The organism is Halorubrum sp. Atlit-26R (genome assembly GCF_003666015.1).
Classification (GTDB): domain Archaea; phylum Halobacteriota; class Halobacteria; order Halobacteriales; family Haloferacaceae; genus Halorubrum.
In genome coordinates this window covers 1-24,077 of record NZ_QPLT01000004.1, presented here as the reverse complement: position 1 = coordinate 24,077, position 24,077 = coordinate 1, and the positions used below count along the sequence as shown (strand labels likewise).

24 protein-coding genes and 1 pseudogene are annotated in these 24,077 nt (G+C 70.6%); 19 read left to right on the top strand and 6 right to left on the bottom strand.

Translation table 11 applies throughout. The features are described 5' to 3' along the window. The first annotated feature begins 43 nt into the window (after window positions 1-43). The 4 genes from DVK07_RS05925 (at window position 44) to DVK07_RS05910 (ending at window position 4,813) form a co-directional block, all read left to right on the top strand. Window positions 44-1,582, top strand: a complete 1,539-nt coding sequence (locus tag DVK07_RS05925) for a TrkH family potassium uptake protein (RefSeq protein ID WP_121596204.1) — start codon at window positions 44-46, stop codon at window positions 1,580-1,582. Between the two features lie 70 nt (window positions 1,583-1,652). Next, complete coding sequence (locus DVK07_RS05920) at window positions 1,653-2,102, top strand: universal stress protein (protein WP_121596203.1); 450 nt, start codon at window positions 1,653-1,655, stop codon at window positions 2,100-2,102. Between the two features lie 56 nt (window positions 2,103-2,158). Next, on the top strand, window positions 2,159-3,031 hold the full coding sequence (locus DVK07_RS05915) for a universal stress protein (RefSeq protein WP_233565383.1): 873 nt from the start codon (window positions 2,159-2,161) through the stop codon (window positions 3,029-3,031). A gap of 81 nt (window positions 3,032-3,112) precedes the next feature. Beyond that, on the top strand, window positions 3,113-4,813 hold the full coding sequence (locus DVK07_RS05910; protein ID WP_121596202.1) for a methylmalonyl-CoA mutase: 1,701 nt from the start codon (window positions 3,113-3,115) through the stop codon (window positions 4,811-4,813). Between the two features lie 48 nt (window positions 4,814-4,861). Here DVK07_RS05910 and DVK07_RS05905 read toward each other — a convergent pair whose 3' ends face one another. Continuing rightward, window positions 4,862-5,098: a hypothetical protein gene (locus DVK07_RS05905; RefSeq protein WP_121596201.1), complete on the bottom strand. Its 237-nt coding sequence runs from the start codon at window positions 5,096-5,098 to the stop codon at window positions 4,862-4,864. 165 nt (window positions 5,099-5,263) lie between these two features. Between DVK07_RS05905 and DVK07_RS05900 the strand changes: the two genes are divergently transcribed. The 13 genes from DVK07_RS05900 to DVK07_RS05840 all read left to right on the top strand — a co-directional run bounded on the left by DVK07_RS05900 (window position 5,264) and on the right by DVK07_RS05840 (window position 19,053). Next, entirely contained in the window at window positions 5,264-6,028 is a 765-nt protein-coding gene (locus DVK07_RS05900) for a 4-phosphopantoate--beta-alanine ligase (RefSeq protein WP_121596200.1), read from the top strand. A gap of 55 nt (window positions 6,029-6,083) precedes the next feature. Further along, on the top strand, window positions 6,084-6,533 hold the full coding sequence (locus DVK07_RS05895; protein ID WP_004598227.1) for an Lrp/AsnC family transcriptional regulator: 450 nt from the start codon (window positions 6,084-6,086) through the stop codon (window positions 6,531-6,533). Window positions 6,534-6,634: 101 nt separating this feature from the next. Further along, on the top strand, window positions 6,635-7,792 hold the full coding sequence (locus DVK07_RS05890) for a DUF63 family protein (protein WP_121596199.1): 1,158 nt from the start codon (window positions 6,635-6,637) through the stop codon (window positions 7,790-7,792). Between the two features lie 541 nt (window positions 7,793-8,333). Then, a complete protein-coding gene (gene coaBC / locus DVK07_RS05885) occupies window positions 8,334-9,503 on the top strand; it encodes a bifunctional phosphopantothenoylcysteine decarboxylase/phosphopantothenate--cysteine ligase CoaBC (RefSeq protein WP_121596198.1) in 1,170 nt (389 codons plus the stop codon). Between the two features lie 220 nt (window positions 9,504-9,723). Next, window positions 9,724-11,004 carry a monovalent cation/H+ antiporter subunit E gene (locus DVK07_RS05880; RefSeq protein WP_121596197.1) on the top strand — a complete coding sequence of 427 codons (1,281 nt, stop codon included), beginning with the start codon at window positions 9,724-9,726 and terminating at the stop codon, window positions 11,002-11,004. Next, complete coding sequence (locus tag DVK07_RS05875; protein ID WP_121596196.1) at window positions 11,001-11,306, top strand: cation:proton antiporter; 306 nt, start codon at window positions 11,001-11,003, stop codon at window positions 11,304-11,306. Before DVK07_RS05880 ends, DVK07_RS05875 begins: the two co-directional genes overlap by 4 nt. Further along, entirely contained in the window at window positions 11,303-11,635 is a 333-nt protein-coding gene (gene mnhG, locus DVK07_RS05870) for a monovalent cation/H(+) antiporter subunit G (RefSeq protein ID WP_121596195.1), read from the top strand. The genes DVK07_RS05875 and mnhG overlap by 4 nt, the downstream gene beginning before the upstream one ends. After that, window positions 11,632-12,222: a DUF4040 domain-containing protein gene (locus DVK07_RS05865; RefSeq protein WP_121596194.1), complete on the top strand. Its 591-nt coding sequence runs from the start codon at window positions 11,632-11,634 to the stop codon at window positions 12,220-12,222. The genes mnhG and DVK07_RS05865 overlap by 4 nt, the downstream gene beginning before the upstream one ends. Then, window positions 12,219-12,962, top strand: coding sequence for an MnhB domain-containing protein (locus DVK07_RS05860; protein WP_121596193.1), 744 nt, complete (start codon window positions 12,219-12,221; stop codon window positions 12,960-12,962). The genes DVK07_RS05865 and DVK07_RS05860 overlap by 4 nt, the downstream gene beginning before the upstream one ends. Then, window positions 12,962-13,513 carry a cation:proton antiporter subunit C gene (locus DVK07_RS05855; RefSeq protein WP_121596192.1) on the top strand — a complete coding sequence of 184 codons (552 nt, stop codon included), beginning with the start codon at window positions 12,962-12,964 and terminating at the stop codon, window positions 13,511-13,513. The genes DVK07_RS05860 and DVK07_RS05855 overlap by 1 nt, the downstream gene beginning before the upstream one ends. After that, window positions 13,506-15,155 (top strand): proton-conducting transporter membrane subunit, encoded by a 1,650-nt coding sequence (locus tag DVK07_RS05850; protein WP_121596191.1) that lies wholly within the window; start codon window positions 13,506-13,508, stop codon window positions 15,153-15,155. Before DVK07_RS05855 ends, DVK07_RS05850 begins: the two co-directional genes overlap by 8 nt. Beyond that, window positions 15,152-17,278 carry a proton-conducting transporter membrane subunit gene (locus DVK07_RS05845; RefSeq protein ID WP_121596190.1) on the top strand — a complete coding sequence of 709 codons (2,127 nt, stop codon included), beginning with the start codon at window positions 15,152-15,154 and terminating at the stop codon, window positions 17,276-17,278. Before DVK07_RS05850 ends, DVK07_RS05845 begins: the two co-directional genes overlap by 4 nt. Further along, complete coding sequence (locus DVK07_RS05840) at window positions 17,275-19,053, top strand: Na(+)/H(+) antiporter subunit D (protein WP_121596189.1); 1,779 nt, start codon at window positions 17,275-17,277, stop codon at window positions 19,051-19,053. Before DVK07_RS05845 ends, DVK07_RS05840 begins: the two co-directional genes overlap by 4 nt. A 53-nt stretch (window positions 19,054-19,106) precedes the next feature. Here the strand turns inward: DVK07_RS05840 and DVK07_RS05835 are convergent, their stop codons facing one another. From DVK07_RS05835 to DVK07_RS05820, 4 genes are all read right to left on the bottom strand, one after another. Next, window positions 19,107-19,463: a hypothetical protein gene (locus tag DVK07_RS05835; protein WP_121596188.1), complete on the bottom strand. Its 357-nt coding sequence runs from the start codon at window positions 19,461-19,463 to the stop codon at window positions 19,107-19,109. Window positions 19,464-19,512: 49 nt separating this feature from the next. Further along, window positions 19,513-19,866: a hypothetical protein gene (locus DVK07_RS05830; protein ID WP_004598213.1), complete on the bottom strand. Its 354-nt coding sequence runs from the start codon at window positions 19,864-19,866 to the stop codon at window positions 19,513-19,515. Window positions 19,867-19,939: 73 nt separating this feature from the next. After that, complete coding sequence (locus DVK07_RS05825) at window positions 19,940-20,824, bottom strand: metallophosphoesterase (RefSeq protein ID WP_121596187.1); 885 nt, start codon at window positions 20,822-20,824, stop codon at window positions 19,940-19,942. A 124-nt stretch (window positions 20,825-20,948) separates the two neighbouring features. After that, window positions 20,949-21,728 (bottom strand): NRDE family protein, encoded by a 780-nt coding sequence (locus DVK07_RS05820; protein WP_121596186.1) that lies wholly within the window; start codon window positions 21,726-21,728, stop codon window positions 20,949-20,951. 105 nt (window positions 21,729-21,833) lie between these two features. On the opposite strand from DVK07_RS05820, the gene DVK07_RS05815 reads away from it, so the two are divergent. Both DVK07_RS05815 and gfcR read left to right on the top strand, forming a co-directional pair. After that, window positions 21,834-22,904: a glucose 1-dehydrogenase gene (locus DVK07_RS05815; protein ID WP_121596185.1), complete on the top strand. Its 1,071-nt coding sequence runs from the start codon at window positions 21,834-21,836 to the stop codon at window positions 22,902-22,904. Next, window positions 22,891-23,523, top strand: coding sequence for a transcriptional regulator GfcR (gfcR, locus tag DVK07_RS05810; RefSeq protein WP_121596184.1), 633 nt, complete (start codon window positions 22,891-22,893; stop codon window positions 23,521-23,523). The genes DVK07_RS05815 and gfcR overlap by 14 nt, the downstream gene beginning before the upstream one ends. A 319-nt stretch (window positions 23,524-23,842) precedes the next feature. On the opposite strand, the pseudogene DVK07_RS23580 reads toward gfcR, so the two are convergent. Further along, window positions 23,843-24,077: pseudogene (locus DVK07_RS23580) on the bottom strand (IS6 family transposase); the annotation flags it as partial.

Sequence of the window (24,077 nt, the reverse complement as noted above, 5' to 3'; positions counted from 1 at the left end):
ATCGGAAAGCTACGACGCACATCGGAACCTCTGAGGGACACTCGTGACACGAACGACGGTCGACGTACGAGCGACGCTCAGCTACACCGGGACTATCGTGAAGCTCCTCTCCGCGTCGATGAGCGTCCCGCTCGTCGTGGCGCTGATCTACGGGGAGGACGCGCTCACGTTCGCGGTCTCGATGACGATCGCGGTCGCGGTCGGCGCGGGAATGGAACGGCTCGACGACGAACCGGACCTCGGCCCCAGAGACGCGCTGGCGGTCGTCTCGCTGGCGTGGCTCATGGCCGCGGTCGTCGGCGCGATCCCGTACGTCATCGCGGGCTACGGTACCCCCTCCGCGCTCGGACACCCGGTGAACGCGCTGTTCGAGTCGATGAGCGGCTTCACCACGACCGGGGCGACCGCGACCGCGGAGATCAGCTTCGAGCGGCACTCGCACGCCGTGTTGATGTGGCGGCAGCTCACCCAGTGGCTCGGCGGGATGGGGATCATCGTGCTGATGGTCGCGATCCTGCCCCAACTCGCCGTGAACGGCGCGGAACTGATGAAATCTGAGGCGCCGGGGCCGGGCCTCCAGAAGCTCACGCCGCGGATCGCGGAGACGGCGCGGGCGCTCTGGCTCATCTACGCCGGGTTCACGGCCGCGCTGATCGCGATCCTGTTCGGCCTCGGCCTCACGCCGCTCGCGCCGAGCATGGACCTGTACAACGCGATCGCCCACGGCTTCTCGACGCTGCCGACGGGAGGATTCTCCCCGCAGGCGGAGAGCATCGCGGCGTTCTCGCCCGTCGTCCAGTGGGTGTTCGTCCCGTTCATGGTGATCGCCGGGGTGAACTTCGCGCTGTTCTGGTACGTGCTGCGCGACGACCCGCGAGAGATGTTCGGAAACACCGAGTTCCGCATGTACCTCGGGCTGGTGACCGGGTTCGCCGCGGTGCTCGCGGTCGGGCTGTTCTACGGCGGCGCGCCCGAGACGGGTATCGGCGGGGTTACGGAGGGCGTGACAGAGAGCGCGCTCAGACACGGTGCCTTCCAGATCGCGTCGCTTTTGAACTCGACTGGGTTCGCGACCGCGAACTTCGCGGAGTGGGACACCCAGACCAAGTTCTTCCTGCTGTTCGTGATGTTCGTCGGCGGCTCCGCGGGCTCGACCGGGGGCGGGATCAAGGTCATCCGGTGGCTCATCCTGTTGAAGGTGCTGTACCGCGAGCTGTACACCACGGCGAACCCCGACGTCGTCCGGCCGGTGCGGCTCGGCGGCGAGGTCGTCGACGAGGACGTGATCCGCGGCATCCTCGTGTTCACGCTGCTGTACTTCCTCGTGTTCGCGCTCTCCGCGGTGTTCATCGAACTCGACACGACGCGGGTCGGGGAGGGCCTCACCGGGACGCAGGCGTTCGCGGCGTCGCTCGCGACCATCGGGAACATCGGGCCGGGGCTCGGGCCGCTCGGGCCCTTCGGGAGCTACGAGTTCCTGCCGAACGCGACGAAGCTGCTGATGATCGGGCTGATGTGGATCGGGCGGCTGGAGATCGTCCCCGTGCTCGCGCTGTTCGTCGCGGGCGTCGACGAGCGGTGAGCGGGCGCCCGTGTTACGGACCCGGTCGCGGGAGGCACCTTCTTAAACGGCGGCGGGCGTAGTACCTCGTATGAACGGAACCGACGAGACAGACGACACCGGCGGTCGGGACCTGCTCGCTCACGTGCTCCTCCCGGTCGCGAACGAGGAGGACGCGCTGGCGACGGCGCGGGCGCTCGAACCGTACGAGACCGGGCGCGTGACCGCGCTCCACGTCGTCGAGAAGGGCGAGGGCGTCCCGGACAAGACCCCGGTCGAGCAGTCGGAGGAGCTCGCGGCCGAGTCGTACGCGGCGGTCCGGACGGTGTTCCCGGACGCGGGCGAACACACCGCGTACGCACGCGACGTGGTCGAGGCGATCTTCGACGCCGCGGCGGAGGAGGACGCGAGCGCGATCGCCTACCGGCCGCGCGGCGGGAACCGGCTCGTCCAACTGCTCTCGGGCGACCTGTCGACCGAGCTCGCGACCGACGCGCCGGTGCCGGTGGTCGCGCTCCCCCGCGCGGATTCGGACGAATGAGCCGTCGCCGCCCTCGTGGGGCCGGCTCAGACGGGCGCTGACTCGGGGCCCGACCGATGGCTCCGACCGACGACCGACCGACGCCGGGCAGCGGGGGACGACCGACGGTCATGGTCGCGCTTTCGAACCCGCGGACCGAGGCGGCGCTCGTCGCGCTCGCCGGCGCCTTGGCCGAGCATAGGGGGGGCCGCCTCCTCGCGGTCCACGTCGTCACCGTCCCCGACCAGACGTCGTTAGAGAAGGCCGCGGAGAACAGGGCGAAGCTCGACGAGTCCTCCGCGGAGCTGCTCTCGGCCGCCGTCGACGACGCAGAGGGATTCGACGCGCCGGTCGCGACGAAGACGGTCCTCTCGCACCGCGGGATCGAGGAGGTGTTCGACGCCGCGCGGCGGAACGACGCCGACGCCGTCGTGATGGGCTACGGCGGAGCGCGGTTCGCCGGCGGGCGCGTCGAGGGCTCGCTCGACGAGCTCGCCCGCGACCTCCCCTGCGACTTCCTCGTGTTGGACGGTCAGCAGCTGAACCTCTCTGACGTGCTCGTGCCGACGGCGGGCGGCCCTTCCTCCGACCTCTCGGCCGAGGTCGCGCTGGCGCTCCGGGACGTCAGCGGCGCGGACGTGTCGCTGCTCCACGTCGTCGACGAGGGCGACGAGGCGTCGGGGCGCGAGTTCCTCGCGGGCTGGGCCGACGGCCACGGCCTCGGGGACGCCGACCTGCGCGTCGAGACCGGCGACGTCGAGGCGGCGATCGGTCGCGTCGGCGAGGGGTACGACCTCGTGATCGTCGGCGCCACGGAGCGCGGCCTCCTCTCCCGGATCGTCCGCGGGTCGCTCGCGTTCGCGACCGTCGAGGCTCTCGACACGCCGGTGTTGCTCGCGGAGCGCCCCACGCCGCGGTCGCTCCGCGAGCGGCTGTTCGGCGGGCGCTGAGGCGAGCGGACGCTGCGACTGTCACCCGCCCCTTTCAGAATATAATGAATATTTATACGCGACCGGCGGGTAACGGGCGGTATGTACGACGACGAGGAGCTCTCCGAGATCCGCGAGGCGAAGGCGTCGTGGGAGGCGGAGACGCTCGACCCCACCCTCGACCGCCACGGCGAGCGGAACGAGCGGTTCGCGACGGTGTCGAACCGGGAGGTCGACCGGATCTACACGCCCGACGACGTCGCCGACCTCGACTACGACGAGGACCTCGGATTCCCGGGCGAGGCGCCCTACACCCGCGGCGTCTACCCGACGATGTACCGCGGCCGGACGTGGACGATGCGGCAGTTCGCCGGGTTCGGCACCGCCGAGGAGACCAACGAGCGCTTCCGCTACCTCATCGACGAGGGGCAGACCGGGCTCTCGACCGCCTTCGACATGCCCTCGCTGATGGGGATCGACTCCGACGACAAGATGTCGCTCGGCGAGGTGGGCAAGGAGGGCGTCGCGGTCGACACCCTGCGCGACATGGAGGTGCTGTTCGACGGTATCGACCTCGCCGAGGTGTCGACCTCCTTCACGATCAATCCGAGCGCGCCGGTGATCTACGCGATGTACGTCGCGCTCGCGGACCGGCGCGGGGTTCCGCGCGAGGAGCTCCGGGGTACCCTCCAGAACGACATGCTCAAGGAGTTCATCGCGCAGAAGGAGTGGGTGGTCCCGCCGGAGCCCTCCCTCGATCTGGTGACGGACACGATCGAGTTCGCGGTCGACGAGACGCCCAAGTTCAAGCCCATCTCCGTGTCCGGCTACCACATCCGCGAGGCGGGGTCGACGGCGGTCCAGGAGCTCGCGTTCACGCTCGCGGACGGGTTCGCGTACGTCGAGGCCTGCCTCGACCGCGGGCTCGACGTCGACGAGTTCGCCCCGCAGCTCTCCTTCTTCTTCAACTCGCACAACTCGCTGTTCGAGGAGGTCGCGAAGTTCCGCGCCGCGCGCCGGATCTACGCGACCGTCATGGAAGACTGGTACGACGCGGAGGCCGAGGCGTCGAAGCAATTGAAATTCCACACCCAGACCGCCGGGCAGTCGCTGACGGCTCAGCAGCCGCTGAACAACGTCGCGCGCGTCACGGTTCAGGCGTTAGCGGGCGTGCTGGGCGGCACCCAGAGCCTCCACACCAACTCCTTCGACGAGGCGCTCGCGCTCCCGTCCGAGCAGGCGGTGCGCGTCGCGCTCCGGACCCAGCAGATCATCGCCGAGGAGTCGGGCGCGGCCGACATCGTCGACCCGCTCGGCGGCTCCTTCGCGGTCGAGAGCCTCACCGACGAGACGGAGGCCGACGCGATGGCGTACATCGAGGAAATAAAAGAGATGGGCGACGGCTCCGTGCGCGACGGCGTCCTCCGCGGCATCGAGCAGGGGTACTTCCACCGCGAGATCCAGGAGTCGGCCTACGAGTACCAGGAGCGCGTCGACGAGGGCGAGGAGACGGTCGTCGGCGTCAACGCCTACGAGATCGACGAGGACACCCGCCCGGACCTGCTGAAGGTCGACGAGACGACCCGCGAGCGACAGCTCGACCGGTTGGAGTCGGTGAAAGACGAGCGCGACGACGAGGCGGTCGAGACCGCCTTGGACGACCTCCGCGACGCCGTTCAGGCCGGCGAGAACGTCATGCCGGCGATCGTCACCGCCGTGAAGGCGTACGCGACGATGGGCGAGATCATGGACGTGTTCGAGGCGGAACACGGGAGCTACCGCGAGCGGATCGGCGTCGCCTGACCGAGCGAACGCGAGAGGCGGAGACGGAGACGGACGGAGCGGCCGGCGTCACGCCGTCTCGACCGGGCGAGCGGACTCCGCGCGCCACGCGTTGCCCCGGCGGCCCGCTCGCCGAAGGTCGAGTTCGACGACCGACCCCGCGTCGAGCGACGACAGCTCGGCCTCCACGTCGGGGTCGTCGTACTCGACGACGTACAGCGTCCCGTTGCGCGGGTACTCGCGGAGCGTGATCGCCCCGTGGTCGTTGCACGCTTCCACGACCGTGTACTTGCCAGTCCGGTTCATCACGGGAGGCGTTTCGCGTTCCCGAAACTTAGTTATGCCATCCTTACGGCCGCCTGCGGCGACTCTTCCGGGTCGAGATCAGGCAGGGACGCGAGGCCGGGTCGCGGCCCGCCGCGACCGGACGGCGAACGGTCCATTTTAATCGGGGCGCCGCCTCGCTCGGGTATGACGGAGACGGAGATCCCCGAGGACCACCCGCGGTACGCGTCGCTCGTGACGCGCCACCGGATCGAGGCGGGCGTCGAGCGGGGGATCACCTCGAAGCAGGGGCTGATCGCGCAGGGGCGCGGCGAGGCGTTCGACTACCTCCTCGGCGAGCGCACCCTCCCGAGCGCCGACGACGCCGCGCGCGCCGCGGCCGCGACGCTCCTGCTCGCCGACCGGCCCGTGATCTCGGTCAACGGCAACGTCGCGGCGCTCGCGCCGGGCGAGACGGTGGAACTCGCCGAGGCGGTCGGCGCCGAGCTGGAGGTGAACCTCTTCAACCACACCGACGAGCGCGTCCGCCGGATCGCAGACCACCTCCGCGAGCACGGCGCCGACGAGGTGAAGGGGCTCGCCGGCGACGGCGAGATCCCCGGGCTCGACCACGCGCGCGGCGTCGTCGACGCCGACGGGATCGAGGCGGCCGACGTCGTCGTGGTCCCCTTGGAGGACGGCGACCGCGCCGCCGCGCTCGACGCCATGGGGAAGACCGAGATCGTCGTCGACCTCAACCCGGGGAGCCGCTCGCCGCGGACGGCGGACGTGCCGATCGTCGACAACCTCCTGCGCGCGGTGCCGAACGTGACGGCGCACGCGGAGGACCTCGCGGACGCGACGCCCGCGGAACTGGAACGGGTCGTCGACGAGTTCGACGCCGACGCCGCGCTCGACGCGGCCGAGGGGGCGATCCGCGAGGGGTCGTTCGCGGACGCGGACGCGGCGTAGCCGGACCGTTGCTCCCGCCGGAACACAAAAGCGTACGCCGCCCGTACGGGTGGGTATGGAACTCGACGAGACGGACCGGGCGATCCTGCGGATCCTCCAGGAGGACGCGCGGACCCCGTTCTCGGAGGTCGCGCGTCGGATCGACATGTCCAGCGCGACCGTCCACGACCGCGTCAGCCGACTCGAAGAGGCGGGCGTCATCCGGGGGTACCACGCCGATATCGACCCGAAGGCGGTCGGGTACGGCGTCGGCGCGTTCGTCGGCCTGCGCGTCGAGCAGGGCCGCGAGGAGGACGCGCTCGAACGCCTCCGCGGCATCGACGGCGTCCGCGAGATCCACCTCACCACCGGCGAGTGGGACGTCATCCTCCGGGTCGTCGCGGCCGACACCGACCGGCTCCGGGAGCTGATGTTCGAGCGGATCGCGGAGACCGAGGGGTTCTCGCGCTCGCAGACGATGGTCATCCTCGGCACCGACTACGAGCAGCCCGGGCCGCCGCTGTAGGCGGACGCGCGGCGCGGCCGGCGGGACCGCTCGCAGTCTGGCGGCGCCGCCCGCGCTACGGGACCGGAACGCTCAACTCGGGACCTCCCCGAACGGAGACCATGAGCACAGGAGTGGCCGACGGGTTCGACCCGTCGCCGGAACGCGCGTGGGCGGCGGTCGTCGGCGGCGTCACGGCGCTCTTGGCGGTCGGATCGGTCGTCTTCCCCCGCGTCGTCTACGACCGCTTCCTCTGGCGCTACTTCTGGGGGCCGGTGGTCGCCGACGGCGAGGGCGCGCAGTGCGCGGTCCGCGAGGCGGGCGGCACCACGGAGCTGCTGGGGAGCACCGCGGCGTGCCAGTCGGCGCGGAGCGCCGGCGAGGTCGTCGCGGCGCCGGGGTACACCACCTTCTCGACGGTGAGCTACGTGGTGATCCTGCTGGCGATGCTGATCGGCGTCGTCTTCCTCCTCCGCCGGCTCGACATCGCGACGGAGCTCCGCTTCTTCTACGCGCTGTTCCCGTTCATGCTGTTCGGCGGGGCGATGCGGACGGTCGAGGACGCGGGCGTCGCCGCGACCGCGGCCGGCGTCGAACCGCTGATCCCGTTCCCGGCGAGCGCGGTCCTGATCAGCCCGTTCATCTACTTCACGGTGTTCCTGTTCACGCTCGCGTGCGTGCTGGGGGCGTTCGGGCTCGAACGCCGCGGCGTCGTCGACGACTACGCCCGCCCGCTGTTCGCGTCGGGCGCCGCGGGGCTCGCGCTCGCGGTCGGCTACCTCTCGTATCTCGCGGCCACGACCGGCTACGTCACGTTCTACCCGCAGGTGCTCGTGCCCACGCTCGTCATCGCGACCGTCGCGACCGGGGTCACGTGGGCGTTGGCGACCCGGTCCATCTCGACGATCCGGCAGGGGACCGGCGCGGCGGGTATCGTGATCATCTGGGGGCACGCGATAGACGGCGTCGCGAACGTGATCGGGCTCAACTGGATGCCCGCGCTGACCGGGACCGCGAACCTCGTCCCGAAACACGTCGTCAACGCGCTGATCGTCGACTGGACGGGGCGACTGCTGCCCGAGTCGATCGTCTCCGTCACCGGCGACGCGTGGCCGTTCCTCCTCGTGAAACTCGCGGCCGCGACGTTCGTCGTCTGGGTGTTCAACGGCGAGATGTACGAGGAGTCGCCGCGGTACACGCTGCTGCTGCTTATCACGGTGCTGGCGGTCGGGTTGGGGCCCGGAACGCGGGACATGCTGCGCGCGACGTTCGGGGTTTAAGTAGCCGATTCGGCTTCGGTTTGTTATTTATAAGCGATTCTCGTGGGTGGCGTTGCGAACACGTCCGAAGCCGCAGTCGCTTGTTTATAAGTAGGTGACTGTAGAGCGCCGGCGAACACCTCCAAAGCCCCAGCCGCTTGGTTATAAATAGTCGACCACGGAGCGATGGCGAACACCTCCAAAGCCCCAGCCGTGAGGCAGGCGCACGCTCGCTGCGGTCCTCAGTCGCTCGCGCTACTCGCTCCCTGCGGTCCTTGCGTCACCTGCGCCTGCCTCACGGCTGCCCCTTTGAGTCCCGCCCCCGCACAGCGACCGCACCTCACGCCTCCCCAGCCTCGTCGCTCGCTTGGGGCTCCCTCCGGTCGCCCACGTCGCTCGCGACTCCCTCGCGCGTGCGGTTCGCGGCCTATCGGCCGCTCACCGGCACGCGCCACCGCCGACCATTTATAAGCAGTTTTCAGGAGAACGCGCCGGGGTTGGTCATTCGACGCCGTTCCGCAACGGCATCTTATAAGCCGTCGCGGGCGGAACGGTCTCGATAATGCTGGACGGGGTCAACGTCGCGCTCGGCGTCTCGGGGAGCATCGCGGCGGTGAAGGTCGTCGAACTCGCGCACGAACTGCGCCGCCACGGCGCGAGCGTCCGCGCCGTCATGTCCCCGGCGGCGACGAACATCGTCCACCCCTGGGCGGTCGACTTCGCGACCGACGAGCCCGTCGTCACGGAGATAACGGGCGACGTGGAACACGTCGAGCTCTGCGGCCGCGAGGGGTGGGCCGACGTACTCCTGCTCGCGCCTGCGACCGCGAACACCGCCGGGAAGATAGCGTCGGCGGTCGACGACACCCCCGTCACCACCTGCGCGACGACGGCCCTGGGCGCCGACGTGCCCGTCGTGATGGCGCCCGCGATGCACGAGCCGATGTACGACCACCCGGGGGTGCTCGACGCGCTCGACAAACTGGAGTCGTGGGGCGTCCGCTTCGCCGACCCGCGGATCGAGGAGGGGAAGGCGAAGATCGCGGCCGAGGCGGACATCGTCACCGAGGTCGCCCGCGCGACGACGCCGCAGACGCTCTCCGGGGCACACGTCGTCGTCACCGCGGGCGCGACGAAGGAGCGGATCGACCCGATCCGCATCTTGACGAACCGCGCGTCCGGGAAGACCGGGCGGGCGGTCGCGCGGGCGCTGTACGTCCGCGGCGCGCGGGTGACGCTCGTTCAGGACGGGCCCGAGGTGCCGTACGCCGACGTGGTCGCGGTGGAGACGGCCGACGAGATGATGGCGGCCTGCCGGCGGACCGCGGCGACCGCGGACGCGCTGGTCTCCGCGGCGGCCATCTCCGACTTCACCGCCGACGCCGTCGACGAGAAGATCCGGTCCGGGTCGCCGCTGTCGGTCGACTTGGAGCCGACGCCGAAGCTCATCGACTCGGTGCGCGAGGCGTACCCCGACCTCCCGATCGTCGGCTTCAAAGCCGAGACGTCGGGCGACGACGCGGCGATGGTCGCCGAGGCGGAGCGCATCCGCGACCGGGTGGGGCTGGCGTTCGTCGTCGCGAACGACGCGAGCGTGATGGGCGACGACGAGACGCGCGTCCTGCTGGTCGGCGAGGACGGGACCGAGCCCGAGGAGGCGGCGGGGTCGAAGGACGCGGTCGCCGGGCGCATCGCCGACCGGCTCGCAACGGCGCTCGACGTGAGCGGGTGAGCGGCGGCCGGCCCGGTCGCCGCCGCGACGTTCCAGTGGCGTCCCCGCGACACCCCCGTGATCCCGCCTGCGACGCCCGCGAACCGCGCGGACGGTATCGCCCGCCTCCGGCAGGGTCTCCGCGGATACAAACTGTTTTGAGGCGGTAGGCTGACCAAACGGGTAGAGAAACACATGTGTAACGAGACGGTCACGCACGGCTCCGTGGGAGGTGTGGTGGGTGGCTGACGCCGGCCCGCCGTCCGGCGACGACGACCCCGACGCGGACGGGTCACCCGACGCCGCCGCGGCGTCGGACGCGGACGCCGCGACCGAATCGGCGTCGGCCGGCGCGGTCATCGTTCCGGTCGAGCCGAGCTCCACGCTGCGCTCGACGATCGCCCACGTCGCGGAGGCCGCCGCGGCCGACGGCGCCGCCGCGATCCACCTCGTCGAGATCGCCTCGTGGCGGAACGGAGACCCGGAGAGCGACGAGCGGGCCGCCGCCGCCGAGCGCGTGCTCGAACGCGCGGCGGCGTGGGCGAACGCCGACCTCGACGACTCCGAGGCGCCCGGCGCCGCGGACGTCGAGGTCGTCACGGCGGTGCTCGGCGCCGACGGCTACCTGTTCGGCGCCGACGACTACGTCCGCGTCCTCGCGGAGTACGCGGAGGCCAACGGCGCCGACCGCGTCGTCTTGGACCCCGAGTACACCCCGGTGGGGAACACGACGCTGCTCCAGCCGCTGGAGTTCGGGCTCTCGAACACGTCGCTGTCGGTCGAGACCGCGCCGGTCGACCGGCCGACGCGACGCGAGCGGTTCCGAACCGAGGCCACCACCGGCCGGTTCGTGGCGCTGTTCGGGCTGTCTTTGGCATTCTATCTCCTGTTGGGCGACCCGACCTACTGGTTCGACGTCGTGACTGGCGTCGCGACCGCCGCGGTCGTCTCGATCACCCTCTCCCGGGTGAGCCTCGACTCGAACCCCGCGTTCCCGCGGACGCCGATGCGGATCGTCCGGGGGGTGATATACGTCCCCGTGCTGCTGTTCGAGATCGTGAAGGCGAACCTCGTCGTCGCCCGCGTCATCCTCGACCCGCGGCTCCCGATCGATCCGACGCTGAACCGGATGCGGGTGATCGTCGGGAGCGGCCTCCCGCTGATGACGCTCGCGAACTCGATCACGCTGACGCCCGGGACCCTCACCGTCCGCGCCCGCGACAGCGACCTCTACGTCCACTCGCTCGTCCCGTGGGCCCGCGAGGGGCTGTTCGACGGCCCCCTCGAGCGGTGGACGCGTTTCGTCTACTACGGCCGCCGGGCGGCGCGGCTCCCGTCCCCGCGCGAGCGCGACGACGTCGCGATCCTCCAGGGCGACGACGCCACCGAGGAGCTGCCGATCGCCGCCGCGGACGGCGGCGACCCGGGATCGGGCGTCGAGTCCGAGTCGGGTGACGGCGCGAGCGTCGAGGCCGAGTCGACTGCCGACCCGACCGACGCCGACGAGGTGACCGACCGATGAGCCTCGTGGACGCACCGCTCGCAGTCGGCTACACCCTCGGCGACTTCCTGCTCGTCGCGGCCGCCGGCTTCGCCGTCCTCGCGGTCGGCATGCTGTACCGCGCGGTCGTCGGGCCGACGATGCAAGACCGCGTGCTGGCGGTGAACGTCCTCGGGACGAACACCGTCGTCATCCTCGCGATCCTCGGCGCGGCGCTCGGCGAGCCGACGTTCCTCGACATCGCCCTGGTGTACGCGCTGCTCAACTTCCTGATGGCCATCGCCATCTCGAAGTTCACCGTCGAGCGGGGTGGCGTGCTGTGACCGCCGCCCCGATAGAGACGGCCCGCGTCTGGCTCGTGGTCGCGCTCACGCTGCTCGGGCTGTTCTTCTCGTTCGTCTCGATGGTGGGCGTGCTCCGGCTGCCGGACGTCTACTCGCGGGCGCACACCGCCTCGCAGGCCGACACGCTGGGGGCCGGCTTCGGGCTCGCGGCCGTCGCGCTCACCGTCGGGTTAGCGGGGGCCGGCTTCAAGTCGGTGCTCCTGCTGTTCTTCATCTTCGTGACGAATCCGACCGCGGCCCACGCGATCGCCCGGGCCGCGTTCGAGGAGGGAATCGTGCCGTGGATCGAGGGGGACGACCGCCGATGACGGGCGCGCTCGCGTCCGTCGGTCCCCTCGGCGCGCCGGTGGTGGCGCAGATCACCGCCGTCGAGGCGAGCCTGTTCGCCTTCGTCGTGCTGACGGCGCTGTTCACCGCCTTGGCGCGCGACGTGCTCGCGGCGGTGATCATCTTCGGCGCCTACAGCCTCGGGATGGCCGCGCTGTACACGTTCTACCGCGCGCCCGACGTGGCGATGACGGAGGCCGCCATCTCCGCCGGCGTGACGACCGTCCTGCTGCTCCTCACGCTCGCGAAGACGACCCGTCTCGACCACGAGGCGGCCTTCGAGTCGGTGAACCTGCCCGCGGCGGGCGCGGCCGGGCTGCTGTTCGCCGGGCTGATGCTCACGATGGGCGACATCCCGGCGGTCGGCTCCGAGGACGCGCCGATCTGGTCGAACCCGGACGTGACCCAGTGGTACATCGCGGAGACGTACGCGGAGACGGGCGTCGAGAACACGGTGATGGCCGTGCTGGCGGCGTTCCGCGGGTTCGACACGTTCGGCGAGGCGGTCGTCGTGTTCGCGGCCGGGATCGCCGCCCTCATCGTCCTCCACCGGGAGGTGTTCGCATGAGCGGCACAGACCCCGGTGTTGACGTCGACGCCGGTTCAGACACGGGCGCCGCTGCCGACACCGACGCAGCAGAAGCCGGCGACACCGGCGGTTCCGAGTTCGCCTCCGGCGGCGGGTTCGGCCGCGACCGACCGCCGCGCAGCGACGGCCGCCTCGACTCCGACAGCCCGCAGGGCTCCCCGTACACGGAGAGCCAGGTGATCATGCCGACGGTGAAGATCGTCGCGCCGTTCGCGTTCACCTACGGGCTGTTCGTCACCTTCCACGGCGCCGGCTCGCCCGGCGGCGGGTTCCAGGGCGGCGCGATCGTGGCCGCCGTGGTGTTCATGATCGCGTTCGCGTTCGGCATCGAGGCCACCCGGCAGTGGCTCGCGAACACCGTCGTCGTCGCGCTCGCCGTCGGCGGCGCGCTCGTGTTCGCCGGCATCGGACTCGTCCCGATCGCGCTCGGCGGCGCGTTCCTCCAGTACGAGCTGCTCCCGATCCCGGACCCGGTCAAGTACGGGATGGAGGGCGTCGAGATCCTCGGCATCGGCACCATCGTCGCCGGCGTCCTCATCGGGCTGTTCCTCGTCCTCGCGAAGGGGTTCAGCGACGCGGGCGGGTTCGCCGACGCGGACGCCTTCGACGACGAGGTCGGCGAAGGTCCCGGCACCGAGGAAGGCGACGAGGCGACCGACGACGAGGCGACCGAACCGGGAACGCCCGGTCCGGCCGCGACCGACGGGGGTGAGCGGTAGTGTCCGCGCTCACCGGCGCGGCTGACCTCGCCGGAACCGCTGGTTCGGCGCCCGCATCGACCGTCGGCGCCGTCGAGATCCTCGCGACGAGACACGCGTACGTCGCGTTCGCGCTGCTGCTGTGCATCGGCCTCTACATGATGATCGCGAACAAGAACCTCGTGAAGAAGATCATCGGTCTCAACCTGTTCCAGACGGCGATCTTCCTGCTGTTCATCGCCTCGGCGTACGTCGAGGGCGGATCGATTCCGATCGTCCCGACCGGCGGGCCGGAGGGCGGGCTCTACGTCAGCCCGCTGCCGCACGTGCTCGTGCTGACGGCCATCGTCGTCGGCGTGAGCCTCACCGCGGTCGGGCTCGCGCTGTGCATCCGGATCTACGACGAGTACGGCACGCTCCGGACCGACACGCTCCGCGAGCTGCTCCGCGACGAGGGGTCGATCCCGTCGCGGCGGTCGGCGGAGGCGTCGGGCACCGACGGGGCGTCGGGGACGCCGGACGCCGAGCGGGCGACCGACGCGTCCCGCGCGGGGGGTGAGGCGGATGACTGACGTCCTCCTGCCGCTCGCGGTCGTCGTCCCCATCGTGGCGGCGACGCTGCCGCTGGCGCTCGGCCTCCGGTACGACCGCGTCGGCTGGCCGATCGCCGCGGTCGGCACGACGGCCGTGGCCGGGATCGCGGCCGCGATCGCCGCGGAGGTGGTCGTCAACGGCCCGTTCGACCACGCGCTCGGCGGGTTCCTCCCGCCGGTGGGGATCGAGCTCGTCGCCGACCGGCTCTCGGTGGCGGTGCTGCTGCTCGTGGCCGCGGTCTCGGTCGCGACGCTCGCGTTCGCGCGCGTCGCCGGGCCGCGGGGGAACCCGTTCTACAGCGCCTACCTCCTGCTCGTCGGCGGCCTCGTGGGGATGACGCTCACCGGGGACCTGTTCAACCTGTTCGTCTTCCTGGAGATCACCGGGCTGACGACGTACGCGCTCATCGCCTCGGACCGGTCGGGAGCGAGCGCGTACGCCTCGCTGAAGTACCTCGTCGTCGGCACCGTCGGCGCCTCGCTGTACCTGCTCGGCGTCGGCTACGTCTTCCTCGCGACGGGGACGCTGAACATGATCGCCGTCCAAGAGCAGATCGTCGCGCAGGCCGGCTACGGCGACCCGCTCGTCCGCGCGAGCTACGCGTTCATCGTGACCGGGCTCGCCCTGAAGATCGCCATCTTCCCGGTCCACTCGTGGCAGCCGGACGCCTACCAGCGGGCGCCGGACTCGGTGACGACGATCGTCGCGGCGCTGGTCTCGACGGCGAGCGCCTACGCGCTGATCCGCGTGACCTACACCGTGTTCACGGTCGAGTTCCTCGCGGCCAACGAGGGGATCGCGACCGCGCTGCTCGTCGTCTCGACCGTCTCGATCGTCGCCGGCTCCGCGCTCGCCGCGATGCAGTCCAACCTCAAGCGGATGTTCGCGTACTCCTCGGTCGCGCAGTTCGGGATGATCGGCGCGGCCGTCGCGCTCGCGAACGAGACGGCGCTGCTGGGCGGGATCGTCCACCTGATCGGCCACGGCGTGATGAAGTTCGGGCTGTTCCTCGGTATCGGACTGTTGGCGCTCGGCTACGGGACGCGGGAGTTCGCCGACCTCGCGAGCGCCGCGCGGGCGGCACCGTACACGTCGGGCGCGATCGCGGTCCTCGGGCTCGCCCTCGTCGGGATCCCGCCCTCGATCGGCTTCCTCGGCAAGTGGTACATCGGCGTCGGCGCGGTCGACGCCGGCCTCGACGGGGGCGGCGCGGTCGGGATCGCGGTCGCGGCCGCGATCTTCGTCAGCACGCTGTTCACGCTGTCGTACGTCGCGCGGCTGCTAGAGCGGTTCTACTTCGCCGGCGCGGGACTCCCGGGCGACCACGGCGAGGTACCCGGAGGCGGCGGTGACGGTGCGGCCGACGCGACCGCGACCGACGGTGGCCGCGCAGGCGATGACGCGGCGACGGACGGCGGAGAGTCGTCCCCCGCGAAGACCGCCGACGGTCTCCCCGCGCCCGTCGAGGGCGCGCCGCGCTCCTCGCTCGTTCCCGACCGAGTGCCGACGGCGCCGCTGCTCGCGCTCGGGCTGGCGGCGCTGGCGACGGTCGCGCTCGGCTTCGGCGGCTTCGCGCTCGCTGAGTGGTTCGGTCCGTTCCTCACGGAGGCCTTCGCATGATAGAAGCTACACCCGACATACGTCCTCTGCTGGCGGTCCTCGTCTCGTTCGTCGCGGCGTTCCTCATCGTCGCGTCGTACCGCTCGCCGAACGTCCGCGAGGGGTGGACCCTCGTCGCGTCGCTCGCGAAGTTCGGGATCGTCGCGTCGATGCTGCCGGCCGTCCTCGACGGCGCGGTGTTCGAGTGGTCGGCCGGGGCGTTCCTCCCCGGGATCGGCGCGCCGATCGAGTTCGCGCTCCGCGCGGACGCGCTCGGCATGCTGTTCGCGTTCCTCGCGAGCGGGCTGTGGATAATCACCTCCTTCTACAGCATCGGCTACATGCGCGGGCTCGACGAGCCGAACCAGACCCGGTACTTCGCCGCGTTCGCGGTGTCGCTGGCCGCGACGATGGGGATCGCGTTCGCCGGGAACCTCGTGACGATCTTCGTCTTCTACGAGATCCTCTCGATCGCGACGTACCCGCTCGTCGCGCACGACGAGACGGCCGAGGCGCGCTCGGCCGGCCGCAAGTACCTCGCGTACACGATGTTCGGCGGCGGCGTCCTCGTGCTCGCCGGCACCGCGCTCGTCTACCTGCTCGCCGGCTCCGTCGACTTCACCGCGGGCGGGATCGCCGAACTCGCGAACGCCGACCCCGGGCTGGCGATGCTCGCCTTCTTCCTGCTCGCGATCGGGTTCGGCGTGAAGGCCGGGATCATGCCGCTCCACCAGTGGCTCCCCGAGGCGATGGTGGCGCCGACGCCGGTCTCCGGACTGCTTCACGCGGTCGCGGTCGTCAAGTCCGGCGCGTTCGGCGTCTCGCGGGTCGTCCTCGACGTGTTCGGCCCCGAGCTCGTCTACAATCTCTCGCTACCCTTCGGGTTCTCCGCCGGCCTCGTCCTCTCGACGATCGGCGCGATCACGCTCACCGCGGCCTCGCTGATCGCCCTCCGGAAGGACCACCTGAAGCGCCGGCTCGCCTACTCGACGATCAGCCAGCTGAGCTACATCATCCTCGGGCTCGGCCTCTTCGGCTGGTACGGGCTCGTGGGCGCGCTCCTCCACATCCCGGCGCACGCGTTCATGAAGCTCACCCTGTTCTTCTGTGCGGGCAACATCCACGTCTCGACCCACACCGACTACATCTCCCAGATGGCGGGGATCGGCAAGCGGATGCCCCTGACGATGGGCGCGTTCACGATAGCCTCGCTGGGAATGGCGGGGATCCCGCTGCTCGCCGGCTTCGTCAGCAAGTACTACATGCTGATCGGCGGGGTGCGGATGGGGATGAACTTCACCCCGGTCGCGTACTACCTCGCCGGCGCGCTCCTCTTGTCGGGCGTGCTCAACATCGCATACTTCTGGCCGGTGATCTACACCGCCTTCTTCGAGGCGGAGGACGCCCACGACGCGAAGCCGCTCGTCGACTTCCCGCTCGGCGGCGAGTCGCGGTCGATCGTGGCGGCGACCGACGGCGGTCGGACAGGTGACGATAGTGACGAGAGCGAGGGTGACGAGGAGTCGGTCGACGACATCGTCGCGAACGCGGGCGACGCGGAGGACTCGTCGCCCGACGCCGCCGACGGCGTCGACGAGTCCGAGGTGCCCGACGCCGACCTCGACGACCTCCCGACCGACGAGGAGGGCGTCGTCCGGCCGGACTTCGCGGCGAGCGAGCGCGACTTCTCCGAGCCGGCCGAGCGCGTCGACACCGGCGACTACGCGGTCGACCAGCGCCCGTCCGACGCCGACGTGCCGTTCGGTCCCGGGCGCGGCGCCACGGAACACAGCGACGCAGCCGATGACGAGGGGGTCAGCGAGGGCGACGCGGACCTCGCTGCCGCCGAGGGTCGCGGCCCCGACGACCCGCACGGCGACCACGACGACGAGCCGCACGGCGGACACGACGCGGACACGCACGACGACGGCCACCACGGCGGGCCGCCGACGGGCGGCTGGGAGCATATCGCCGGGCTCGACGCGCTCCGCGGGCGCGAGTCGACGTGGTTCACGCTCGGCCCGATCCTCGCGTCGATGACGCTCGCGGTGCTGCTCGGAGTCATCCCCTACGAGATGGGCTTCTTAGAGCTGATCGAGCTCATCGTCGACACGCGGCTCCCCGAGGGGGTGGTGCGCCCGTGACGGTGCCCACGAGCCTCCTCACGGCGGTTCCGCCGTACGTCCTGCTCGCGTTCGCGGCGCTCGCGGTGCTGGCGCTGCCGCGGCGGCCGGGGCACGCGGTCGCCGCGCTGGCGACGGCGTTCACGTTCGCGCAGGCGGTGCTGCTCGGCGACGGCGGGACGGGCGCGCACCTCGCGACGACATTCCTCGGCTTCGACGTGGTGTTCTTCAACGTCGACCAGTTCTCGCTTCTGATGGGGGTCGTCGTCGGCTTCCTCGCGACCGCGGCGGTGCTGTACGCCTACGGCAGCGAGGCGCCGACGTGGGTGACGGCGTTCGCGCTGACCTACGTCGCCACGACCCTCGGGACGATCTACGCCGGCGACTGGCTCACGCTGGTCTTCTTCTGGGAGCTGACGGCGGTCACCTCCACGCTGCTCGTCTGGCAGCACGGCGGGGAGGCGGTGCGGGCGGGCTACCGCTACGCGCTGTTCCACGGCACCGGCGGGACCCTCCTGCTCGCCGCGGTCGTCGTCCACTTCGCCAACGCCGGGACGTTCCTGTTCTCGGAGACGACCGGCATCGACCCGGCCGCGACGGTGCTCGCGGCGATCGGCATCGGGATCAACTGCGGGTTCATTTTCCTACACAGCTGGCTCCCCGACACCTACCCGCGCCCGCACGTCGCGGCGTCGGTGTTCCTCTCGGTGTTCACGACGAAGACCGCGGCGTACGTGATGTACCGCGCGTTCCCCGAGGGCGGCATGTGGCTCGCCTACCTCGGCGGGTTCATGGCCGTCTACGGCGCCTTTTTCGCGCTGCTCCAGTACGACCCGCGTCGGCTGCTGTCGTACCACATCCAGGCCCAGCTCGGCTACATGCTCGCCGGGTTCGGGCTGGCGACCGCGGTCGGGGAGTTCGCCGTCGTCGGCGGGTTCGCGCACCTGTTCAACAACGTCCTCTACAAGAGCCTCCTGTTCATGGCGGTCGGCGTCGTCGTGTACCGGACCGGCGTCGAGGACATCCGCGAGATGGGCGGGCTGTGGCGGGTGATGCCGGTCACCTTCCTCGTCTACCTCGTCGGCGCGGCCTCGATTACGGCGGTGCCGGGGTTCAACGGGTTCATCTCGAAGGGGATGGTGCTCGACTCGGCCCACGAGGTGCACAACTACGTCCTGCTCCTCGACAGCGGGCTGCTCTGGTGGCTGCTCGTCCTCGGCGGCGTGGGGACGTTCATGTCGTTCATCAAGCTCGGCTACTACGTGTTCTTCCACGGCTCGGCGACGCTGACGCCCGACGACGCCACGCCGTTCCAGACGGTCGGGATGGTGCTTGCGGCCGGCGCGTGCGTCTTCTTCGGCGTCTTCTACACCCAGCTGATCGAGCTGATGCCGTTCACCGACCTCATCCTCAGCGACGAGGTCTACTTCAAGCCGTACAGTCGGAGTCACCTGGTCGAGAGCGCGGCGCTGCTGATCGCCGGGTTCGTCGGGTTCTTCTCGCTGAAGCGCCCGCTCGGCTGGCTCGCCCACCGGATGCCGGACGTCGACCGCGTCATCTTCCCGGCCGCGTTCTACCTCGGGCGCGGCTCGGTGTGGGGCGTCACGGAGCTGTGGGCCGCGGTCGACCGCGCGACGATGGCGCTGGCGGGCGCGACGATGCGGACCGCGAGTCACCCGCGCGAGGCGCTCTCGCGGGCCGGAGTCGACGTGGAGATCCGCGCCGGCATCGGTCGGAGCGTGCTGTTCCTGACGCTCGCGGCCGGAGTCGCGCTGTTCGCCTTCCTGCTGGTCTGACTCCGCGGCGCGGTTGTCCCGCGCCCGCGCCGGACCACTCGGTCTCTCCGTCGTCACCCCGTCTCGTTGCCGAGTCGTCGGGCCTGCTCGCTGAGCGTGAGGAATGCGACCGCGCCGAAGAACGCGACCACGAATCCGAAGAATGCGGCGTCTCCGCCGACGTAGTGGCCGAACAGAAGCGGCGTGACGCTCAGGCCGAAGAGGCCCAGTCCGTACCCGATCCGGTCGGTCCGGTCCTCGAACCGGGGGGCTTCCGCGAGCAGGGACACGTCGAACGCGAGGTGGAAGTAGGCGGCTCCGGCGTAGACGGCCGCCGTGCCGAGGGCGGTCGGGAGGTACGGGACGAGCTGGTAGACGCCCAGCGCGGCGAGGAGGCCGACGCCGGCCGCGAGCGGAAGGGCGCGGTTCACGAACGCCCGATGCGCGAGAAGACTGATAAAAGCCGCGAGCGGTCGCCGCTCAGTACTCCTCGTAGGCGAGATTCATCATCCACTGCGAGAAGGCGTCGGCCTGCGCGTCGACCTCCTCCTCGCCGATGAACGGCGAGAGCATGTCGTCGGCCATTAAAAGCGAGAAATCGAGGTCGCGCGGCGCGGGCTCCAAGTAGTAGGTGTTGTGGCCGTCGTAGACGGTGTCTTCCCGCTGGATGACCCCGGCCTCCTCCAACGACTCGGCGATGCGGCTCCCCTTCCGCGAGGAGACGTCGAGTTCCTTCCAGAAGTCGCTCTGGTGGATGCCGCCGGTCTCGCGGATGAGTTCGAGGCCGGCGCGCTCGTCCGCCGACAGGTCGGACTCGATTTCGGACGCGCTCATACACTCTCACGCCTCCCGAATCGCTTAAAACTGGCTTTCCGGTCGCACGCCTCGCGGCCGCACGGCCGTCGTCTTACCGGCGGGCGAACGCGAACTCCCCGCGATCCGGATCGACCGTCACGACCCCGACGCCGCGGAAGCCGAGGTTGAGCAGGTGCGGTCGGCCGTCTCTCCCCTCGCCGGTGTCGTATCCGAACGCGTGCGAGTGGCCGCTGAACGCGGCGAACACGTCGTGGTCCCGGATCGCGAGGGCGAGCGCGATCGACCCGGTGTGGAGACGCTCGCGGTCCGTCTCGCGCGTGCCGACCGCGTGGTGGCGGTCGAACGACGCGCCGAACGGCGGTTGGTGGGTCGCGAGCAGCGCGTCGGAGCGACCGCGCAGGCGGTCCGATAACCGGTCGTACGTCGCCTCGATCGCCTCGACGCCCCGGTGGAACGCGGCCGCCTCGTCGTCCGCGATCCCCAGCGACGCCGCGGCGTCCTCAACCGACGCCGATCCACTGACGACGCGGTGACACGCGTCGAGCAGGTCGTCGGCGGTCCGGTCGGCTTCGTACCGGCGGTCCTCGCGGGGGGCCGTTCGGGAGTCGAGCGCGTCGAACTCGGTCTGCGGAAGCGGCGGGGTGAGCGATCGGCGCTCGCACCCCCAGCCGACGACTATGAGTTCGCCGAGCGTCCGGGTGCTCAGGTGTTCCGCGGTGGCGCCGGGGACGGGGGACACCACCTCGGCCGGCATCGGATCGGGGTCGTGGTTCCCCGGCACGTAGACGACCGGAACGTCCGGCGCGAGCCGCTCGACGAACCGACGCGCCAGGTCGGCGTCGTCGTCGCCAGCGCGGTGCGTGAGGTCGCCGACGACCAAGGCGGCGTCGACGTCCTCGGGCGGCGACACCGCGTCGAGGTCGTAGTCGCTGGCCGCGGGCTTCAGGTGGAGGTCGCCGCAGACGAGGAGCCGCATCGTCCTCACGTTCGCGCCCGTGGGGAAAACGTTCCGGGCGGCTCGGTACCGCGGCTCATCCTCGTTCCGTCTCTCGGAGGCACCGATCCCGCACGGAATCGCGTCGCGGGCCGGGGATTCCCGGTCAGGCGTCGCCGACCGCGAAGTTGGGGGGAAGCGACACCGCCTCCGTCGGCGTCTCGCAGGGCGGCCCGTCGGCGTACGCGACCGCGGGGTCGTCGCCGGTCCGGATCCGGGTGAACGACCGGGTGCCGAACTCGTCGCCGTGGAGGCAGGCACCGTAGTCGTGGTCGGCGAGGACGCCGCTCGCGCGGTCGAGCCACAACGCGCCCGTCTCGCCCGGCTCCGGGACGAGCGCGGCCGCGATCCGCCTCGCGCTGTCCGCGCGCTCCTCGCCGAACTCGTGTCGCCGCTCCGGGATCGCGAACCGCTCCGCGCCGTTGACCACGCCGCCGACGTTGCCGACGACGTGGACGCCCGGGTCGAGTCGGGTCACGGCGAGGCCGCCGTCGTGCGTCAGGAGGAACGCCGCCCGCTCGTCGGCCAGCACGAGGTTGAAGCCGTCGTACGCGCGCTCGTCGAGTTCGCGCTCGACCGCTCGCACCGCGTCCTCGGCGGAGGCGGCCGTCAGGCAGTCGCGAACGAGCAGCCCGCGCGAGCGGTCGCCCTCGCGGTCGGCGTCGAGCCAGAGATTCGTGACCGCGACGACGAGGCCGCCCTCGGAGACGCCGATCCACGTCCCGCCGGCCTCGGCGTCGCGCGGGGCGACGTACCGGACTTCGTCGCCGTCGTCCGTTCGGAGCGCCGGCGGTTCGCTCGGGCGGTCGAGCGCCTCGTCGCGGGTGGCCGCGAGCGCGACGGGGGCGTCGCCGAACGCCCGCCACGCGAGGGTCAGGGTACACACGCGCTCGAGTACGCCCGAGCGACTGAAAACTCCACGGGGGATCCGCCGCACGCGTTTACTCGCAACAAAAGAAATCTTTTGGTGACTGACCGCTTTGGTCCGGATATGAACGCGATAGCCGTCTACGAGGGAGCCGACGAACCGGTCGTGACAGCGAAGCCGCGACCGGAGCCCGCGCCGGGCGAGGCCTTGGTCCGGACCCTGCGGGTCGGCGTGGACGGGACCGACCACGAGGTCATCGCCGGGGGGCACGGCGGGGCGCCCGCGGGCGAGGACCACCTCGTCCTCGGCCACGAGGCCGTCGGCGTGATCGAGGACCCGAACGACACGCCGTTCGAGGTCGGCGACGTCGTCGTCCCGACGGTGCGTCGCCCGCCCAACGGCGCCAACGAGTACTTCGCCCGCGGCGAGCCCGACATGGCGCCGGAGGGCGAGTACCACGAGCGCGGCATCGTCGGCGCGCACGGGTTTATGGCCGAGTACTTCACCAGCCCGGCGGAGTTCTTGGTCGAGATCCCGTCGGAACTCGCCGAGTGGGGGTTCCTCGTCGAGCCGGTCTCGATCGCGGAGAAGGCGATCGACCACGCGTACGCCAGCCGGTCGGCGTTCCACTGGGAGCCCGAGTCGGCGCTCGTGCTGGGCAACGGCTCGCTCGGCCTGTTGACGGTCGCGACCCTCGACGAGGAGTTCGACCGGATCTACTGTCTCGGGCGCCGCGAGCGCCCCGACCCGACGATCGATATCATCGAGTCGCTGGGGGCGACGTACGTGAACTCGAACGAGACGGCGGTCCCCGAGGTCCCCGAGGCGTACGAGCCGATGGACTTCGTCTTCGAGGCGACCGGCTACGCGCCGCACGCCTTCGAGACGATCGAGGCGCTCGCGCCCAACGGCGTCGGCGCGCTCCTCGGCGTCCCGGGCGACTGGGAGTTCGAGATCGACGGCGGCCGGCTCCACCGCGAGTTCGTCCTCCACAACAAGGCGCTCGTCGGCAGCGTCAACTCCGGGTACGGCCACTTCGAGTCCGCCGTCGAGTCGCTCGCGGGGCTCTCGGAGTCGTTCCTCGGCGATCTCGTGACGGGCGTCCACGGGCTCGACGAGTTCGAGGCCGCGTTCGCGGATGACGACACGACTATTAAAACGGCGGTCGAATTCGGCGCATATGAAGAACGTTGACGACCTCATCGACAGCGCGGCCGAGCTCGCGGAGCGGGGGCTCTCGAAGGGCGAAATCGCGGACGAGCTGAACGTCTCCCGCGAGACGGCGAGCTGGCTGGTCGAGCGCGGCGGCGGGGCGGAGAGCCCGGAGGCCGCGGACGCGACCGCCTCCGCCGACATCCACGTCGACTGGTCGGCGCTCGGGCGCGACTCGACCCGCCTCGGCTACGCGGCCAGCGCGATGGCGGACCTGCTCGCCAAGCAGGGCGAGGAGGTCGACCTGACGGTCGGCATCGAGAAGGCCGGCGCGCCGCTCGCGACCGCCGTCGCGGACCGGCTCGACACCGACCTCGGTACGTACGCGCCCGCGAAACACCAGTGGGAGGAGGGGGACATCGACGAGCACGGCGGCGGCTTCTCGCGGAACTTCGCCGCGATCCGGAACCGCGACTGCTACGTCGTCGACGACATCATCACCTCGGGGACGACGATGCGGGAGTCGATCGACGCGATCCGCGAGCAGGGCGGCGAGCCCGTCGCGTGCGTCGTCCTCGTCGACAAGATGGGGTACGACGACATCGACGGCGTCCCCGTCTACTCGCTCGTCGACGTCGTCCGCGTCGACCGCGACGAGTAAGACCGCAACAAGTGCGGTCGCCTATTTATAAATACAGACCTGCCGGACGACTCCGCACAACGGCGTGCGCCGGTGAGCGGCCCGCAGGGCCGCGAACCGCACGCGCGAGGGAGTCGGCCGACCGTAGGGAGGCCGACGAGGCTGGGGAGGCGTGAGGCGCGGTTGCTGTGCGGGCGGGACTCAAAGGGGCAGTCGCGAGGCGGGCGCAGGCGAAGTAAGCACTGGAAGGAGCGAGCAACGCGAGCGACTGAAGCGCGCAGCGAGCGTGCGCCCGCCTCGCGACTGGGGCTTTGGAGGCGTCCGTCGTCGATCGGTCGCGTTAAGTTTGGCGTGAGTTGTGGTAGACGGCGACGGCTTCGAGCCAATCTTGAGCTGTCTCGAGCGCGACATTGCTGAAACTATTCGCAAACGATGATGTTCGTCGTTTTATTTCCCAAAAGACACGTTCGATGGCATTCCGATTTCCATGACGAATGACTTGAAATCGATAGCCGTCCTCAGCGAGAACTGATCCGAGATAGTCTGCGTCATCGACGAGAAATTCGACGTTATCG

What these genes read in the sequence shown, in the direction of transcription:
- DVK07_RS05920 (WP_121596203.1), top strand. Translation starts at nt 1,653, where the DNA reads ATGAACGGAACCGACGAGACAGACGACACCGGCGGTCGGGACCTGCTC.
- DVK07_RS05915 (WP_233565383.1), top strand. Translation starts at nt 2,159, where the DNA reads ATGGCTCCGACCGACGACCGACCGACGCCGGGCAGCGGGGGACGACCG.
- DVK07_RS05910 (WP_121596202.1), top strand. Translation starts at nt 3,113, where the DNA reads ATGTACGACGACGAGGAGCTCTCCGAGATCCGCGAGGCGAAGGCGTCG.
- DVK07_RS05905 (WP_121596201.1), bottom strand. Translation starts at nt 5,098, where the DNA reads ATGAACCGGACTGGCAAGTACACGGTCGTGGAAGCGTGCAACGACCAC.
- DVK07_RS05900 (WP_121596200.1), top strand. Translation starts at nt 5,264, where the DNA reads ATGACGGAGACGGAGATCCCCGAGGACCACCCGCGGTACGCGTCGCTC.
- DVK07_RS05895 (WP_004598227.1), top strand. Translation starts at nt 6,084, where the DNA reads ATGGAACTCGACGAGACGGACCGGGCGATCCTGCGGATCCTCCAGGAG.
- DVK07_RS05890 (WP_121596199.1), top strand. Translation starts at nt 6,635, where the DNA reads ATGAGCACAGGAGTGGCCGACGGGTTCGACCCGTCGCCGGAACGCGCG.
- coaBC (WP_121596198.1), top strand. Translation starts at nt 8,334, where the DNA reads ATGCTGGACGGGGTCAACGTCGCGCTCGGCGTCTCGGGGAGCATCGCG.
- DVK07_RS05875 (WP_121596196.1), top strand. Translation starts at nt 11,001, where the DNA reads ATGAGCCTCGTGGACGCACCGCTCGCAGTCGGCTACACCCTCGGCGAC.
- DVK07_RS05865 (WP_121596194.1), top strand. Translation starts at nt 11,632, where the DNA reads ATGACGGGCGCGCTCGCGTCCGTCGGTCCCCTCGGCGCGCCGGTGGTG.
- DVK07_RS05860 (WP_121596193.1), top strand. Translation starts at nt 12,219, where the DNA reads ATGAGCGGCACAGACCCCGGTGTTGACGTCGACGCCGGTTCAGACACG.
- DVK07_RS05850 (WP_121596191.1), top strand. Translation starts at nt 13,506, where the DNA reads ATGACTGACGTCCTCCTGCCGCTCGCGGTCGTCGTCCCCATCGTGGCG.
- DVK07_RS05845 (WP_121596190.1), top strand. Translation starts at nt 15,152, where the DNA reads ATGATAGAAGCTACACCCGACATACGTCCTCTGCTGGCGGTCCTCGTC.
- DVK07_RS05830 (WP_004598213.1), bottom strand. Translation starts at nt 19,866, where the DNA reads ATGAGCGCGTCCGAAATCGAGTCCGACCTGTCGGCGGACGAGCGCGCC.
- DVK07_RS05825 (WP_121596187.1), bottom strand. Translation starts at nt 20,824, where the DNA reads ATGCGGCTCCTCGTCTGCGGCGACCTCCACCTGAAGCCCGCGGCCAGC.
- DVK07_RS05815 (WP_121596185.1), top strand. Translation starts at nt 21,834, where the DNA reads ATGAACGCGATAGCCGTCTACGAGGGAGCCGACGAACCGGTCGTGACA.
- gfcR (WP_121596184.1), top strand. Translation starts at nt 22,891, where the DNA reads ATGAAGAACGTTGACGACCTCATCGACAGCGCGGCCGAGCTCGCGGAG.